The organism is Streptomyces sp. NBC_00086 (assembly GCF_026343255.1).
Lineage (GTDB): Bacteria > Actinomycetota > Actinomycetes > Streptomycetales > Streptomycetaceae > Streptomyces.
On the sequence record NZ_JAPELZ010000001.1, the window covers coordinates 6,932,703 to 6,948,890 of the forward strand.

16 protein-coding genes are annotated in these 16,188 nt (G+C 70.8%); all 16 read left to right on the plus strand.

Going from position 1 to position 16,188, the window contains the following annotated elements:
- Position 1 precedes the first annotated feature (1 nt).
- The 16 genes from OG276_RS31510 (at position 2) to OG276_RS31585 (ending at position 16,117) form a co-directional block, all read left to right on the plus strand.
- Positions 2-364, plus strand: coding sequence for an STAS domain-containing protein (locus tag OG276_RS31510; RefSeq protein ID WP_266910477.1), 363 nt, complete (start codon positions 2-4; stop codon positions 362-364).
- Complete coding sequence (gene glgX, locus OG276_RS31515) at positions 361-2,496, plus strand: glycogen debranching protein GlgX (protein ID WP_266910480.1); 2,136 nt, start codon at positions 361-363, stop codon at positions 2,494-2,496. Before OG276_RS31510 ends, glgX begins: the two co-directional genes overlap by 4 nt.
- A 36-nt stretch (positions 2,497-2,532) precedes the next feature.
- Positions 2,533-2,844 carry an STAS domain-containing protein gene (locus OG276_RS31520; protein ID WP_266910482.1) on the plus strand — a complete coding sequence of 104 codons (312 nt, stop codon included), beginning with the start codon at positions 2,533-2,535 and terminating at the stop codon, positions 2,842-2,844.
- A 5-nt stretch (positions 2,845-2,849) separates the two neighbouring features.
- A complete protein-coding gene (locus tag OG276_RS31525; protein WP_266910484.1) occupies positions 2,850-3,314 on the plus strand; it encodes an anti-sigma regulatory factor in 465 nt (154 codons plus the stop codon).
- Positions 3,296-4,555, plus strand: a complete 1,260-nt coding sequence (locus OG276_RS31530; protein WP_266910486.1) for a PP2C family protein-serine/threonine phosphatase — start codon at positions 3,296-3,298, stop codon at positions 4,553-4,555. Before OG276_RS31525 ends, OG276_RS31530 begins: the two co-directional genes overlap by 19 nt.
- Positions 4,555-5,310 (plus strand): MinD/ParA family protein, encoded by a 756-nt coding sequence (locus OG276_RS31535; RefSeq protein ID WP_266910488.1) that lies wholly within the window; start codon positions 4,555-4,557, stop codon positions 5,308-5,310. The genes OG276_RS31530 and OG276_RS31535 overlap by 1 nt, the downstream gene beginning before the upstream one ends.
- 79 nt (positions 5,311-5,389) lie before the next feature.
- A complete protein-coding gene (locus tag OG276_RS31540) occupies positions 5,390-6,130 on the plus strand; it encodes a type 1 glutamine amidotransferase domain-containing protein (RefSeq protein ID WP_266910490.1) in 741 nt (246 codons plus the stop codon).
- Positions 6,131-6,240: 110 nt separating this feature from the next.
- Positions 6,241-7,725, plus strand: coding sequence for an aldehyde dehydrogenase (locus OG276_RS31545; protein WP_266910492.1), 1,485 nt, complete (start codon positions 6,241-6,243; stop codon positions 7,723-7,725).
- Between the two features lie 38 nt (positions 7,726-7,763).
- Positions 7,764-8,378 carry an NADPH-dependent F420 reductase gene (locus tag OG276_RS31550; RefSeq protein ID WP_266910494.1) on the plus strand — a complete coding sequence of 205 codons (615 nt, stop codon included), beginning with the start codon at positions 7,764-7,766 and terminating at the stop codon, positions 8,376-8,378.
- A complete protein-coding gene (locus tag OG276_RS31555; RefSeq protein WP_266910496.1) occupies positions 8,363-8,896 on the plus strand; it encodes a (2Fe-2S)-binding protein in 534 nt (177 codons plus the stop codon). Before OG276_RS31550 ends, OG276_RS31555 begins: the two co-directional genes overlap by 16 nt.
- Positions 8,897-8,901: 5 nt before the next feature.
- Positions 8,902-11,316, plus strand: coding sequence for a xanthine dehydrogenase family protein molybdopterin-binding subunit (locus tag OG276_RS31560; RefSeq protein WP_266910498.1), 2,415 nt, complete (start codon positions 8,902-8,904; stop codon positions 11,314-11,316).
- Positions 11,313-12,137 (plus strand): xanthine dehydrogenase family protein subunit M, encoded by an 825-nt coding sequence (locus tag OG276_RS31565; RefSeq protein ID WP_266910500.1) that lies wholly within the window; start codon positions 11,313-11,315, stop codon positions 12,135-12,137. The genes OG276_RS31560 and OG276_RS31565 overlap by 4 nt, the downstream gene beginning before the upstream one ends.
- Positions 12,138-12,172: 35 nt before the next feature.
- Positions 12,173-13,498, plus strand: coding sequence for an MFS transporter (locus OG276_RS31570; RefSeq protein WP_266910502.1), 1,326 nt, complete (start codon positions 12,173-12,175; stop codon positions 13,496-13,498).
- Positions 13,495-15,015, plus strand: coding sequence for an ATP-binding protein (locus OG276_RS31575; RefSeq protein WP_266910504.1), 1,521 nt, complete (start codon positions 13,495-13,497; stop codon positions 15,013-15,015). The genes OG276_RS31570 and OG276_RS31575 overlap by 4 nt, the downstream gene beginning before the upstream one ends.
- A 12-nt stretch (positions 15,016-15,027) precedes the next feature.
- Positions 15,028-15,369 carry a nuclear transport factor 2 family protein gene (locus tag OG276_RS31580; RefSeq protein ID WP_266910506.1) on the plus strand — a complete coding sequence of 114 codons (342 nt, stop codon included), beginning with the start codon at positions 15,028-15,030 and terminating at the stop codon, positions 15,367-15,369.
- Positions 15,370-15,469: 100 nt separating this feature from the next.
- Positions 15,470-16,117, plus strand: a complete 648-nt coding sequence (locus tag OG276_RS31585) for a TMEM175 family protein (protein WP_266910508.1) — start codon at positions 15,470-15,472, stop codon at positions 16,115-16,117.
- Positions 16,118-16,188 lie beyond the last annotated feature (71 nt).

The window sequence follows — 16,188 nt, forward strand, 5'->3', positions numbered from 1 at the left end:
AATGACCCTGAACGTGAAGGAACGCCGCAACAAGGCGGGCACCGTGCTCGTCGCCACCGGCGAGATCAACAGTGAGACCTCCGGATCGCTGCTGCAGAGCCTGCTGCCGCTGGTCCGCGAGGGCCGGCCGCTGCGCATCGACCTGACGGCCGTCACCTACGTCTCCAGCGCCGGGCTGCGCACCCTGCTCGTCGTCTACCGCGAGGCCCAGCACGCAGGGGTCGCCGTCACCCTCTACGGGGTGAGCGAGGAAGTCCGGTTCGTCATGTCGGCCACCGGCTTCCTCGACTTCTTCTCCACCGGCGAGGCCGAGTCGGCGGCGGCCAAGGCCGCCGCCAAGACGGCCGCCAAGGCCGCGCGATGAGCGAGCCGGCGTCCGAACAGGTGTTGCGCGTCGACGCGTACCCGACCCACGAGGTGGGCGGGTACCGCGTGCGCGCCGGCAAACCGTTCCCCTTCGGGGCCAACGTGGTTCCGGGCGGGGTCAGTTTCTCCGTCTTCTCCGACCAGGCCACCTCCATGACCCTGGTCATCTACAAGCGCGGAGAGCCCGAGCCGATGGCCGAGCTGGAGTTCCCCCAGGAATTCCGCACCGGCAGCGTCTTCGCCATGACGGTCTTCGGCCTCGACCACGAGAACATCGAGTACGGATACCGGGCCGACGGACCCTACGACCCCGTCACCGGCCACCGCTTCGACGCCCGCCAGGTGCTCTCCGACCCGTACGCCCGGCTGATCGCAGGCCGCGACGTGTGGGGCGTGGAGCCGGACCGCAGCCGCGGCTACCAGTACCGCTCCCGCGTCTGCCTCCAGGACTTCGACTGGGGCGACGACACCCCGCTGGGCATCCCCGCCGAGGACCTCGTCGTGTACGAGACCCACGTGCGCGGCTTCACCCGGCACCCCTCCTCGCAGGTCACCGCCCCCGGCACCTTCGCGGGGCTGCGGGAGAAGATCCCGTACCTGAAGGAGCTCGGGATCAACTGCATCGAGCTGCTGCCGGTGTTCGAGTTCGACGAGAGCGACAACCCGCGCACCAACCCGGAGACGGGCGAGCAGCTCTTCGACTACTGGGGCTACAACACCGTCTCCTTCTTCGCCCCCAAGGCCGGCTATGCGGCCACCGGGCGCTACGGCATGCAGGGCGACGAGTTCCGCACCCTGATCAAGGACCTGCACGCGGCCGGCATCGAGGTCATCCTCGACGTCGTCTTCAACCACACGGCCGAGGGCAACGAGCAGGGCCCCACGATCTCCTTCAAGGGGCTCGACAACGCCACGTACTACATGCTCACGCCCGAGGGGTACTACTTCAACTTCAGCGGCACCGGCAACACCGTCAACTGCAACCACCCCGTCGTGCGCAACTTCGTCCTCGACTGCCTGCGCCACTGGGTCGCGGACTACCACATCGACGGTTTCCGCTTCGACCTCGCGGCCATCCTCGGCCGCTCCGCGGACGGCACGCCGCTGCCCAACCCGCCGCTGCTGGAACTGCTCGCCTACGACCCGGTGCTGCGGCACACCAAGCTCATCGCCGAGGCCTGGGACGCCGGCGGCCTCTACGAGGTCGGCAACTTCCCGGCGTACGGCCGCTGGGCGGAGTGGAACGGCAAGTACCGCGACACCGTGCGCAGCTTCCTCAAGGGCGACCCCGGGATCACCGGGGAACTCGCCACCCGCATCGCCGGCTCGCCGGACCTCTACTCCACCCGCGGGACCTCGGCATCGGTCAACTTCCTGACCGCGCACGACGGTTTCAGCCTGGCCGACCTGGTCTCGTACAACGACAAGCACAACGAGGCCAACGGCGAGGGCAACAACGACGGCGGCAACGACAACGCGAGCTGGAACTGCGGGGCCGAGGGACCGACCGACGATCCCGGGGTCAACGCGCTGCGGCTGCGCCAGATGAAGAACGCCCTGGCCGTCCTCTTCACCAGTCAGGGCATCCCGATGCTGCTGTCCGGCGACGAGGTGGCGCGCACCCAGCAGGGAAACAACAACACGTACTGCCAGGACAACGAACTGTCCTGGTTCGACTGGAGCCAGGTCGACGAGAACTCCGAACTGCTCCGGTTCACACGGGAGATGATCGCCTTCCGCAGGCGCCACCGCGAACTGCGCTCCACCTCCCACCCCACCGGCCAGCTCCGGGACACCCTCGGTCTGCCCGACATCAGCTGGCACGGGGAGCGGGCCTGGCAGCCCGACTGGTCGGCGGAGAGCCGGCTGCTGGCGGTGGCCCGCTGCGGCACCGGTGACGACGACGTGGTGTACGCGGCCATGAACTCCCACTGGGAAGCGCACGACCTGGAACTGCCCGCCCTCCCCGGCGGCCGCAGCTGGCACCTGTTCGCGGACACCGGGGCCGAGGCCCCGTACGACATCCGCACCCCCGGCGCCGAACTCGAACTGGAGAACGCCGGCAAGTACCTGATCGGTCCGCGCTCGGTCGTGATCCTGGTCGGCCGCACGCCCGACGCCGAGCTCTAGACCGCGCTCCAGTCCACGCACCGAAGGAGACCTGACATGCCGCTTTCCGTGTCCCTGAGCATCGAGGGCGACACCACCGTGATCGAGCTGGAGGGCGAACTGGACGCCAAGACCGCGCCGGACTTCCACCAGACCATCGAGAAGGCCGCCGGCCACGGCACCAGCACCGTCGAGATCCGCATGGCCGGAGTCGGCTACATGGCCAGCGCCGGACTGCGCTCCCTGGTCTTCGCCCAGCAGAAGGTGGGGGAGCACGTCACCATCAAGGTGGTCGGCGCGATCGAGCCCGTCGCCCGGACCATCCGGACGGCCGGTCTCGACCGCAGCGTCGTCCTCTCCGACGACTGAGTCCGATGGACGAGGCGGTCAAGACGGCGAGGATGTCCGCCGAGCTGCACGTGCCCGCCACCCTGGGGGCACTGGGCGACATCGCCGCGCTCGTCCTGCGGCTGGCCGGGAGCGCGGGCCTGGGCAAGGGCGCCTCGTACCGGATCCGGCTGGCCGTGGACGAGCTGGCCACCAACATCGTGATGCACGGGTACCGGGGCGGCGACGGACGGATCACCGTCCGGGGCCGCTCCGGGCCGGGCCGGGTGCAGATCTCCATCGAGGACCGAGCCCCGGCCTTCGACCCGGTCCAGGGGCGACTGCCGCCCGAACCGCACACCGCCCCCGAGCGGCGCCGGATCGGCGGACTCGGCATCCACCTCGCACTGACCAGCGTGGACGAGTTCGACTACGTACGCAGGGACGGCCGCAACATCAGCACGCTGACTGTGATGGCTGAGGGGACTGACCCATGCCCTCCACGACCGTGATCATCCTCGACGAGTACCCGCCACCACCCCTCGAACTCCTCGGAGCACTGGAGGAGATGGGAGCGGCACTCGTCCCGCGCACGCTGGCCGAACTACTGGCCGGCCCACTGGAGGAGCTGCCCGAAGCGGACGTACTGCTCGCCCCGGCCCGGGCCGACGGAGAGGCCGTACGGACCGCCGTGCGCCGGCTGCGCCGCTGGGCCGGGGCCCCCATCGTGGTCGTCTGGACCGTGACGGAGTTCGCCGCCCTGGAGGAACACGTCCGGATCGGCCACGACTACCTCGTACCGCCCTTCCTGCCCGCCCTCGTCGGGGCCCGGCTGCACAGCTGCTCGGAGCGCGCCGGACTCGGCCGCACCCTGCGCGAAGCCGACGCCCGCGCCGAACTGATGGGCTACGAGAAGGAGTTGGAGATCGGCCGCGAGATCCAGGCCGGTTTCCTGCCGGAATCGCTGCCGGTCCCCGAAGGCTGGGAGATCGACGTGTGCTTCCGGCCCGCCCGGCAGGTCGCCGGGGACTTCTACGACGTCTTCGAGCTCTCCCGCGGCCGGCGCCTGGCCTTCGTCGTCGCCGACGTCTGCGACAAGGGGGTCGGAGCCGCGCTCTTCATGGCGCTCATCCGCTCCCTGCTGCGGCACACCGCCGAGAACAGCGGCCTCCAGCACCTGGTGGCCGCCGGCCGCACCGGCAACAGCCGGCGCATCCCCGTGGTGGGTGCCACGCCGCTGCTCAACGCGGTCACCGCCACCAACGGCTACCTGACCCGCAACCACCTGCGGCAGGGCTACTTCGCCACCCTCTTCTTCGGGGTGCTCGACCCGCTCACCGGATCCCTCGTCTACATCAACGGCGGCCACAACCCGCCGCTGCTGCTGGACGCGGAGGGCGGCGAGCCGCGCACGCTGGAGGTCACGGGCCCCGCCGTCGGGGTGCTCCCGGACTGTGTGTACACGCTCGGCTACGCCCAGTTGAACCCGGGTGACACGCTCTTCGTGTTCACCGACGGAGTACCCGAGGCGCGCTGCCCCAGCGGCAGCTTCCTCGGCGACGAGCGGATGCTGCAGCTGCTCTCCGGTCCTCCGGTGAGCGGCAGGGAGGTGGTCCAGCGCATGGACACGGCCGTACGCGAACACACCGGAACAGCCGAACAGCACGACGACGTCACCATGCTGGCCCTGCACCGGCCACGCGCGGCGCGGGGGCCGCACGCGGGCGGGGCCGATCGCCAGGTCGTGGCCTGATGACCCGGACCATCGTGGTGCACTCGTACCGCGGCGGTACCGGAAAGTCCTCGGTACTGGCGAACCTGGCCCTGCTCCTCGCGGGCGAGGGGCGCCGGGTGGGGGTGATCGACACGGACATCCAGTCGCCCACCCTGGACCTGCTCTTCCGGCTCGGCCCCGGCCCCTCGCTCGCCGACTACCTGCTCGGCCGGTGCGAGATCGAGGCCGCCGCCCAGGAGGTCGTCACGGGCTGCGGCCGCGGGGTCCTGTACGTCGTCCCGGCGCGCACGGGGACGGCGGCCCTGCGGGAACTCATGACCACCGGATACGACGTGGGGCTGCTGCCCGAGGGCTTCGACCGGCTGGCCCTGCACCACGCCCTGGACGTCCTGCTCCTCGACACCCACGCCGGGCTCAACAACGAGTCGGTCACCGCGATGGCGAGCGCGGACGTGCTCCTGATCATGGCCCGGGCCGACCGCATCGACCTCCTCGGAGTCGAGGAGACCATCGCCCTGACCGGCCGGCTCGCCTGCCGGCGGACCCTGGTGATGAGCATGGCGCCCGAGGGCATCGACCGGGCGGCCGCCCGGCGTCGGGCCGAGGAGGTCTACCGCACCCCCCTGGCCGGAATCCTGCCCTACGTTCCTGAAATGGCCGCGCTCTACGGGGAACGCATTTTCTCCGAGGCCCATCCCGACCACCCCCTGGTCGGTGAATTCCGCACCATCATCTCGGCGTTGGACGCACGTGACGAAGTATCACGTGCCTGACGTCTCCCCCTTACGCCCCTAGCGGGGGGCGTGTTGAATCGGCAGCGAATCCAGCGCAGCCAGATAGAGGAGAAGAGTCATGAAGATTCTCGTCGTCATGACGGCCAAGGCCACGCTTCATCTGCTGGACGGGGAACAACACCCCTCGGGTTTCTGGGCCGAGGAATTCGCCGTTCCCTACACCCTCTTCAAGAACGCGGGCCACACCGTGGACGTGGCGACGATCGCGGGCGAGGCCCCGACGGTCGACCAGACCAGCGTCGACCCCCAGTTCCTCCAGTGGGTCCGCCCCCAGGGCTCCGCGGACACGGACACGGCCAGTGCCCGGGAGTACAGCCGCGTCATAGAGACCACCCCGCAGCTGAGAAACCCGATCGCCCTGGAGACCCTGGGCGAGAAGGACATCGCCGACTACGACGGCATCTACATCAGCGGCGGCCACGGGGCCATCGGCGACCTGCCCAAGTCCGACGAGCTCGCGCAGATCCTGCGCTGGGCCATCGCCCAGGACAAGCCGCTGGCCACCGTCTGCCACGGGCACACCGCCCTGCTGGCCCTGCGCGACGGCGAGGGCCAGTGGCCCTTCGCGGGCTACCGGATGACCGCCTTCTCCCACAGCGAGGAGCTCGTCACCAACATGGCGGGCCGCCTCCCGCTGATCCTGGAGGCCGAACTCACCCGGCTCGGCGCCCGCTACGAGAAGGCCGAAGCGATCTGGGACTCGCACGTGGTGGTGGACCGCAAGCTCACCACCGGCCAGAACCCCTACTCCTCCAAAGCCCTCGCGGAGACGTTCTTACGTCAGCTCGCGCAGGGCTAGCCGTAGGGGGCGTCTTGCCGATCAGACCCCGCTCCCTGATCCGGCCCGATCGACAAGACGCCCCCAAGCGCTCAGCCCCTCGCACCCGAAACCGGAAGGCAGCCACAGCCATGACCAAGCGCGCGCTCAGCGACCAGCCCTTGGCCAACCCCGGGAAACTGTTCATCGGAGGCAGGTGGGTTCCGGCCCAGGACCACCGCACCGAACCGGACATCAGCCCCGTGGACGGCCAGGAGATCGTGCCGGTGGCCCAGGCGGCCGCCGCCGACGCGGACGCGGCCGTGGCCGCCGCCCGCACGGCGTACGAGGAAGGTCCCTGGAGCAGACTGTCCGCCCAGGAACGCGCGCTGCGGCTGAACCGGGTCGGGGAGCTCATCGAGCGCGACCTGGAGGAGATCGCCCTGCTGGAGACGGTGGACATGGGCAAGCCGTTCGCCTTCTCCTCCACGGTCGACGCCCCCATGGCCGCCCAGCTCATGCACTACTACGCCGGCGCCGTGACCCGGGTCGACGGCTCCTCCCGGGCCCCGGCCGGCGGGCAGCTCGCGTACACCCTGCGCGAACCGCTGGGCGTGGTCTGCGCCATCACCCCCTTCAACTTCCCGCTGCTCCTGTCGATGACGAAGATCGCCCCGGCCCTCGCGGCCGGGAACACGGTGGTCCACAAGCCCTCGCCCGCCACCCCGCTCACCGCCCTGAAGATCGCCGAGCTGTTCCAGGAGGCGGAGATTCCGGACGGAGTGCTGAACGTCATCACCGGTCCGGGCGTGGAACTGGGCGAGACCCTCACCGGCCACCCCGGCATCGACAAGATCGCCTTCACCGGCTCCACGGTCGTGGGCCAGTCGATCATCCGCAAGGCGGCCGGCACCCTGAAGAAGGTGACGATGGAGCTCGGCGGCAAGTCCGCCAACATCGTCTTCGCCGACGCCGACCTCGACGCCGCCGAGGAACTCGCCTTCTTCGGCATCTACTACAACAAGGGTGAGATCTGCACCGCCGGCTCCCGGCTGCTGCTCCACCGCCCCATCCACGACGAGATGGTCGAACGGCTCGTGGCCCGCGCGGCCGCCCTGCTGCCCGGAGACCCGCGCGACCCGGCCACCCTCTTCGGACCGCTCGCCCACCGCGGCCAGTTCGACAAGGTCAGCTCGTACATCGAGGTCGGCGAGAAGGAAGGCGCCGTGCTGCGCGTCGGCGGCACCGGCTGGACCCCCGACGGGGCATCGTCCGAAGGCCTGTACTTCCTGCCGACCATCTTCACCGGCGTCGACAACTCCATGCGGATCGCCCAGGAGGAGATCTTCGGGCCCGTCCTGTCGATCATCCCCTTCGACACCGAGGAGGACGCCGTGCGCATCGCCAACGACAGCGCGTACGGCCTCGCCGCCGGCGTCCACACCAAGGACCTGCGGCGCGCCCACCGGGTCGCCTCGCAGATCAAGGCCGGGACCGTCTGGGTCAATTGCTACAACCAGTACGACCCCGCCGTGCCCTACGGCGGCTACAAGGCCTCCGGCTACGGGCGCGAGTGCGGCCCCGAGTCCCTGGAGAGCTACACCCAGACCAAGTCGGTCTGGATCGGAATGGACTGACACCCCTCGCCCGTACTGAGACCACCTGGAGGAGCCCCATGCGGATCGGCATCATCGGCGCGGGCCGGATCGGATCGACCCTGGCCAGGATCCTCGTGGCGGCGGACCACCAGGTCGTGCTGGCCAACGCCCGGGGCCCGCAGAGCCTCGGGGCCCTGCTGGCCGAGCTGGGCCCCGCGGCCTCGGCGGCGCACCCCACCGAGGCCGCGGCCCGGGCCGAAGTCCTCGTACTGATGGTGCCGTTCGACAGCGTCCGGGGGCTGCTGGCGCAGGAAGCCGTACGGGACACCGTGCTGGTGGACGCCACCAACGCGTTCGACGGCCCCGGCGCTCCCCGGGATCTCGGCGGCCGGGGGTCCAGCGAACTCGTCGCCGAATGGTATCCGGGGACCCGGATCGTGAAATCCCTGAACACCATGCATTTCGAAACGCTCGCCGTCGCCGGCACCGCTTCGGGGCCGCGCCTGGCCCATTTCACGGCGGGCGACGACGGGAAAGCCAAGGAAATAGTCGCGGGAATCATCACGGATCTCGGATTCGCTCCCGTGGACACCGGTCCGCTGCACTCCGGAGGAATTCTCCAGCAGCCCGGCGGGCCCCTCTTCAACCGGCCGCTCACGGAAGCGCAGGCGCTGGCATGGACCTCTCACTGAACGTCAACGGAAGACCCGAGCAGTTCTCGGCGCAGCCGAACGAACTGCTCGTGGAACGGCTCCGCGACGGACTCGGGCTGACCGGGACCAAGGTCGGCTGCGACACCGGCCAGTGCGGAACCTGCGTCGTCCGGCTCGACGGCCGCTCCGTCAAGAGCTGCCTGATCCTCACCGCGGCGGCCGCCGGCTCCGCGGTGACCACCATCGAGGGGGTCACCACCCCCGGCGGTGAACTCAGCGGCCTCCAGGAGGCCCTGCGCCAGGAGCACGGCACCCAGTGCGGCTTCTGCACCCCGGGGATGGTCATGGCCCTGGGCGAACTGGTCGACAACACGGCGGACCGCGAGGCACCCACCGAGCCCGAGATCCGCGAGTGGCTCACCGGCAACCTGTGCCGCTGCACGGGCTACCACAGCGTCGTACGAGGAGTGCAGCGCGCCTGCTCCGCGGCCCGCGAGGACGCGCCGGCGCAGCCGGCCACCGCCACCGCCGCCGCCGCGTCCGGACAGGAGGGGTGACGGGGATGACCACAGTGACGGGGGAGACCTCGCCCCAGGGCGGCGGCGTGCTCGGACGGCCGCTGGACATCCGCGAGGATCCGCAGCTGCTGCGCGGCGAGGCCACGTACGTGGGTGACATCGACCTGCCGGGCACCGCCCACATGGCGATCCTCGGCAGCCCGGTGGCCCACGCGAAGATCCTCTCCATCGACACCAAGGCCGCCGAGCAGCTGCCCGGCGTACTGAAGGTGGCCACCGCGGCCGACTTCACCGACGTCATGCCGCTGCCCTGCATCTGGATACCCGGCGGGGTCGAGAGCCACTTCCCGCCCCACCCCTACGGACTCCCCGGCTCCCGCCCGGTGCTGTCCGGCGACACCGTGCGCCACGTCGGAGACCCCCTTGCCGTGGTCGTCGCCGAGACCCCGCGCCAGGCCGCCGCCGCGCTCGCCGCCATCTCCGTCGAGTACGAGCCGCTGACCGCGGTGACCCGCGCCGACGAGGCCCTCGCCGAAGGCGCTCCCCAGCTCCACGAAGCCGTCCCCGGCAACCTGAACGCGTACTGGACCTGCGGGGACAAGGACCGCACCGACGCGGCCATCGCCGCGGCCGAGGTCACCGTCGAGCTCGATCTCGTCAACCAGCGCACCATCAACAGCCCCATCGAGCCGCGCGGCGCGGTCGGCGACTACAACGCCGCCACCGGCGAGTACACGCTCTACGCCTCCACCCAGGGCCCGCACAACCACCGCTTCCTGCTCTCCGCCCTGGTCCTCGGCATCCCCTTCAACAAGCTCCGGGTCGTCGCCCCGACCGTCGGCGGCAGCTTCGGCACCAAGGGATACCTGTACCCGGACATGCCGCTGGTCCTGCTGCTCTCCAAGGCGCTCGGCCGGCCCGTGAAATGGGTCGACACCCGCACCGGCCTGATGAACTCCACCGTCCAGGGCCGCGACCACCGCCAGCACGTGACCCTGGCCGGCACCCGCGACGGCCGGATCACCGCCGTGCGCTGCACGAGCTACGCGAACCTCGGCGCCTACCCCTCCACCATCGGCCCCGGCGTCGCCACCGCCCTGATGGGCCGCTCCATCAGTGGCATGTACGACATCGACGCGGCCTTCTGCGAGGTCTACGCGGCCTTCACCAACACCGTCTCGCTCGGCGCCCAGCGCGGCAGCGGGCGCGCCGAGGCCGCGTTCCTGATGGAACGGCTCGTGGACCGCTACGCCTCCGAGATCGGCATGGACCCGGCGGCGGTGCGCCGCAAGAACCTGGTGCCGAAGGAGAAGTTCCCGTACGACAACGGCCTGGGCTGGACCTACGACTCGGGCGACTACCAGCTCAACTTCGACCGGGCCATCGAGCTCTCGGGCTACGCCGACATGCCCGCCCGCAAGACCGAGGCACGCGCCCGCGGCAAACGGCTCGGTGTCGGCATCGCCTCCTACGTGGCGATCTGCGGTGTCGGCCCCTCCACCCGGATGTCCAAGGAGGGCATGCTCGGCGGCACTTGGGAGAGCGCGAACATCCGCGTCCACCCGACCGGCGAGGTCACCGTCACCGTCGGCTCCGCCTCCACCGGCCAGAGCCACGGCACCGTCTTCGCGCAGGTCGCCGCCGACGAGCTCGGCATCGACCCGGCTCAGGTCCAGGTGTACGAGGGGGACACGCTCAAAGCCCCGTACGGCCAGGGCACTTACGGCTCGCGCTCCTACAGCATGGCCGCGCCGGCCATCGCCCTCACCGCCCGGAAGATCAAGAGCAAGCTGGTCAAGGCCGGGGCCGTCTTCCTGGGCGTCCCCGAGGACAAGGTCGTCTACGCGGACGGCAAGGTCTTCGTGGAGGGTCACGAAGACGACACCGAGAACACCAAGACCTTCGCCGAGCTGGCGATGGCCCTGTGGTACGGCTGGGGGCTGCCGCCCGAGATCGAGCCCGCCCTCGACGAGACCACCCACTTCGACCCGCCGGACTTCAACTACCCCTTCGGAACGCACGTCGCCGTCGTCGAGATCGACGAACTGACCGGCGAGACCGAGGTGGTGGCCTACACCGCCGTCGACGACGCGGGCAACATCGGCAACCCGAAGATCGTCCTCGGGCAGATCGAGGGCAGCATCGTGCACGGCCTCGGCCAGGCCCTCATGGAGCACGCCGAGTACGCCCCGGACGGGCAGCTCGTCAGCCGCGACCTGGGCCACTACGCGCTGCCCCGCGCCATCGACGCGCCCTTCTTCACCCTCGACAAGACGGTCACCCCCTCCCCGCACAACCCGCTGGGAGCCAAGGGCGCGGGCGAGATCGCCACCGTGCCGCCCGCCGCCGCAGTCGTTAACGCCGTCGTCGACGCCCTGTCCGACCTGGGCGTCCGGCACATCGACATGCCCGTCACCCCCGAGAAGGTCTGGCGCCGTCTGAGAGGGGAAGCCCAGTGATCCTCACCGAGTTCGACTACGTACGCCCCGTCGGCCTCGACGAGGCCCTGACCCTGCTGGCCGGCCGACCCGGCGCCCGGGTGCTGGCCGGCGGGCAGAGCCTGCTGCCCGGCCTGCGCACCGGGGAGGAGCGGGCCTCCCTGCTCGTCGACGTCCGCCGGCTGGAAGAGCTCCGGGGCATCGAGCGGACCCCCGCGGGGATCCGGATCGGGTCGATGACCACCCTGGCCGAACTGGCCGCGCACCCCCTGGTGCTGGCCGGGGCGCCGGAGATCGCCGCCGCCGCCCGCGCCAACGGCGACCCCCAGGTCCGCAACCTCGGCACGGCCGGCGGCAACCTCGCCGCCACCGGCCGGGCCACCGACCTTCCCGTCGCGGCCATCGCCGCCGGAGCCACGGCCGAACTGGCCGGTCCCGGCGGGTCGTCCACGATCACCGCCGAGGAACTGGCCGCCTCCGGCGTCCCGGCGGGCACGGTCATCACCGCCCTGCTCGTCCCGGCCGCCGCGGGCGGCGCCGCCTTCGAGAAGACCGCCGACCGGGCCACCCGCTACCCGGTCTGCGCGGCCGCCGTGCGGATCACCCCCGACGGGCCGCGCATCGCGGTCACCGGGGCCACCGCCCGCGCCCTGCGACTGCGCGGGGTCGAAGAACGGATCGGCGGGGGCCCGTACACGACGGAGAACGTGCTCGCGGCCTTCCGCGCCGAACCCAGGGAGCTGTTCGTCCCGGGGCGCGGCACCTCGGCCGAGTACCTCGGCCACCTCGCGGGCGTACTCACCGCCCGCGCGCTCACGAGGGCCGTGCAGGCACCCGCCTGACCGCCCACGACGGGGGAGTTGAAGCAGTGGAACCGTTGCCCACGACAGCACGGACCGCGCCGTCCGCGACCACCACGGGGGACCCCTTGCGTCCAGCCCCCGGCTCCGCAGGCGCACCGGGAGGCTCCGGCTTCTGGGTGGTGGGCGCGGTCCTCGTCCTGCTGATGCTCTCCTCCTCCGTCCCCTCCGCCCTCTACGTGCTCTACCAGCAGGAATGGGGCCTGTCCTCCGGCGTGATCACGGTGGTCTTCGCCCTGTACGCCGTCACCGTGCTCGCCGGACTCCTGCTGTTCGGCTCGCTGTCCGACACCCTCGGCCGCAGGCCCGTACTCGCCGCGGGGCTGGTCCTCGCGATCGTCTCCATGGGGCTGTTCGCCTCGGCGCAGGGGCTCGGTCTGCTGCTCGCCGCCCGCGCCGTCCAGGGGCTGGCGGTCGGCCTGGCCACCGGGGCCATGGGCGCCGCCCTGCTGGAACTCAGCCCCGGCTCCCGGCCGGCGCTCGGCGCCCAGGTCAACAGCGCCGGCCCGACCGTCGGCATCGGCCTCGGCGGCATCGGGGCCGGGCTGCTCGTGCAGTACGCACCCGCTCCGACCGTCCTGACCTACCTGCTTCTCGTGGGGGCCTTCGCGGTCTCGCTGATCGGCGTGGCCCGGATGGCGGAGAGCGCGCCGGGTCGGGCGGCGGGTCCGGCGGCGGGTCGGGCGGCGGAGGGCGCGCCGGGTCCGGCGGCCGGGGGCCGCTTCAAGCTGGCCCCGCACCGGATCCACATCCCCGCCGCCGCGCGAGGCCGCTTCGCCGTGCTGATCCTGACCATCGTGGCCGTCTGGTCGGTCGGCGGCTTCTACCTCTCGCTCGGCCCGCACCTGGCCCTCTCCCTGCTCCGGAGCACCAACTACCTCGTCGGCGGAGCCACCGTGGCCCTCCTCGCGGGCGCCGCCACCGCCGCCCAGCTCCTGCTGGGCCGCACCGAGGCCCTGCGCACGGCCGTCCTCGGCCTGGCCGGCCTGCTCGGCGGGCTGGCCCTGGTGCTCCTCGCGCTCGGGCTCGGCTCGGCCCCCGTGTTCCTCGCGGCCACCGCCGTGCTCGGAGCCGGCTGGGGCGCCGCCTTCCTCGGCTCCTTCCGCGCGCTCAGCGCGCTGGCCGAGCCGGCGCACCGGGGCGAACTGACCGCCGCCGTCTACGTGTTCGCGTACCTCGCGATGAGCGTGCCGGCGGTGCTCGCCGGACTGCTCACCAATGTCCACGGGCTGCACCGCACCTCGGTGGGCTTCATGGCCACCGTCGCCGCGGTGTGCACGCTCGCCCTGGTGGCCACCCTGCGGCTGGCCGCCCGGAACAGGACGGAAGGGAGCACCGCATGACGGGGGACCCGGGTACGGCCGCGCTGCGCACCGCCCTGCGCGCGCTGGAGATCTTCGAGGGCCTCACCGAGGAGCAGCTGGACTGGCTGGTCTCGGTCTCCGAACCGAGGGTGCTCACCGACGGGGAGGTCCTCTTCCGCGACGGGGAGGAGGCCACGGGCTTCCACGTGCTGCTCTCCGGGGGGCTCGTGGTCACCAAGGTCGTCGACGGCCGCGAGGAGGTCCTGACCCGGCACTCCACCGAGGAGGAGAGCGCGGCCGCCGAGGACCACGACGGCAAGCCCTCGGCCGCGCACCGGTTCACCGGCGAGCTGCCGCTGCTGACGGACGGGTCGTACGTGGCCACGGCCGCGGCGAGCGGTCCGGCCACCACCGTGGTGGCGTACGCGAAGCCGGTCTTCTTCGAAATGCTGACCCGCTGCCACGGGGTGGCCGCCGTACTGATCCCCGTGCTGGCCTGGCGCATCAAGTCCTCCGAGGTCCAGGCCCGCAAACGGGCCACCGTCGAAGCCCTGGGCACCCTGGCGGCCGGTCTCGCCCACGAGCTGAACAACCCCGCCGCCGCGGTGGCCCGAGCCGCGCAGGAACTGGCGCCCGCCCTGGACCAGCTCACGCGGACCGCCCAGGTCTGGGGCGCGGCCGCCACGGACGCGGAGCGCTCCGTGTTCGACCGGCTCGCCGAGGAACTGGACAAGGCGGCCCCGCCGTTGGTCACCGACCCGCTGGACCAGGCGGACGCGGAGGAGCAGATCGCCGACTGGGCCGAGGAGGCCGGCGCGGAGCGGGCGGGGCTGCTCGGCTCGGGGGTCTCCGACCTCGGACTGGACCTGGGCGGGCTGCTGGAGCGGCTGGAGGGGGTCGGCGAGCCGGCCCTGCCGGCGGCCCTGGACCACCTGGCGGCCCTCCTGGAGATCCGCTCGCTCGCAGCCGAGCTGCGGGCGGCCGGTCCGCGGATCTCCCAACTGGTGTCGGCCACCCGGGATTACGCCAATCTCGACCGGGCCCCCGAGCAGCGCTTCGCCGTCACCGACGGACTGGAGAACACGCTGGTCGTGCTGCGTGCCAAGCTCTCCGGGATCGGGATCGTGCGCGCGTACGAACCGGACCTGCCCGAACTGACGGGCTATCCGAGCGAGCTGAACCAGGTGTGGACCAACCTGGTCGACAACGCGGCGGCCGCCATGGAAGGCGCCGGCACCCTCACCCTGCGTGCCCGGGTCGAAGGGGTCTGCATGGTGGTGGAGATCGCCGACACCGGCTCGGGGATCCCCGAGCAATCGCTGCCGAGGATCTTCGAACCCTTCTACACGACCAAGGACGTGGGGAAGGGGACCGGTCTCGGTCTGCACCTCAGCTACCGCATCGTCACCCAGCGCCACCACGGTTCGATCACGGCCCGCTCGCGCCCGGGGGAGACCCGGATGACCGTCCGGCTGCCGCTGTCCGGGACCGATCCGTCCTGCGCCGTACCGGCCGGGCCCATGGTTCCCACCGTTCCCACCCCATCGAAGAGTTGAAAGGGAGTCGACATGTCCAAGTACGACATCTCCACGCTGCACCCCGTGTTCGTCCGGCAGATGGACGCGCTCGCCGCGCTGGACATCGAGGCGGTCATGAAGAACTACACCGACGACGCCGTGCTGTTGCGCTTCGAGGGCGTCTCCGTCGGCATCGAGGCGGTGCGCGAGACCTTCACCGGATACCTCACGGTGAAGCCCACCCTCGTGGAGCTGCAGGAATACGTGGAGACCGACGACACCATCTTCTACCGGGCGATCATGAACCTGAACGGCGAGCCGGAGCACGCGTTCGGAACGCTCGTCGTCCGTGATGGCCGGATCTGGCGGCAGACCGCCGGATTCGGCGGCTGATTGCCGAAATCTGGGTAGCGTGTGCGGGGAGGGCGGGATGTGCGCCCTCCCCGTATGTGCGAGAGCCGTAGATATATGCAAGAAGCGTGAAGGGGAGGTCATGGAAACGGAAACCGGCCGGGTCGAGGCATTCAGTGACGGTGTATTCGCGGTCATCATCACGATCCTCGTCCTGGAACTGAAAGTTCCGGAAGAAACCGGATCCGACTTCTGGCACGGAGTGCGGGAACAGTGGCCGCACTACGCCGCCTATGTGGTGAGTTTCCTCATCATCGGAGTGATGTGGGTGAACCACCACACCATCTTCAGTCACATCAAGCGGGTCGACCGTCCTTTGCTGTTCCTGAACCTCCTGGTGCTGATGGTGGTGTCGGTGGTCCCGTACACCACCAATGTGCTCGCCGAACACCTCATGGAAGAAGGGGGATCGGCCAACGCCGCGGCCGTCCTCTACAGCCTCGTCACCGTGGCCTACGCCTTGGCGTTCATGGCCTTCTGGTGGTACGTCACCCGCGTCGGGCACCTTTTCCACGAACAGGTGGACAAGGACGGCGCCCGGGCCACCAGGGTCCGTTTCGGACTGGGTGCCATCGCCTACCCCTGCACCGTAGTCCTGGCCTTCTTCTCCGCCCCGCTCACTCTCGTCGCCCACTTCCTGATCGCGCTCTACTATGCGGCGAACCAGATCCCCATCCCCCTCGTGGTAGAAGAAGAGCGGCTCGAATCTGCCAGCGACCTCAGGAAGTAGCCGTCGGGACCTACGGCCGTTCTCCGCGGTCAAGTAGGGTAATGGATCTAGCTGGTCGCGGGGGAGGCCCA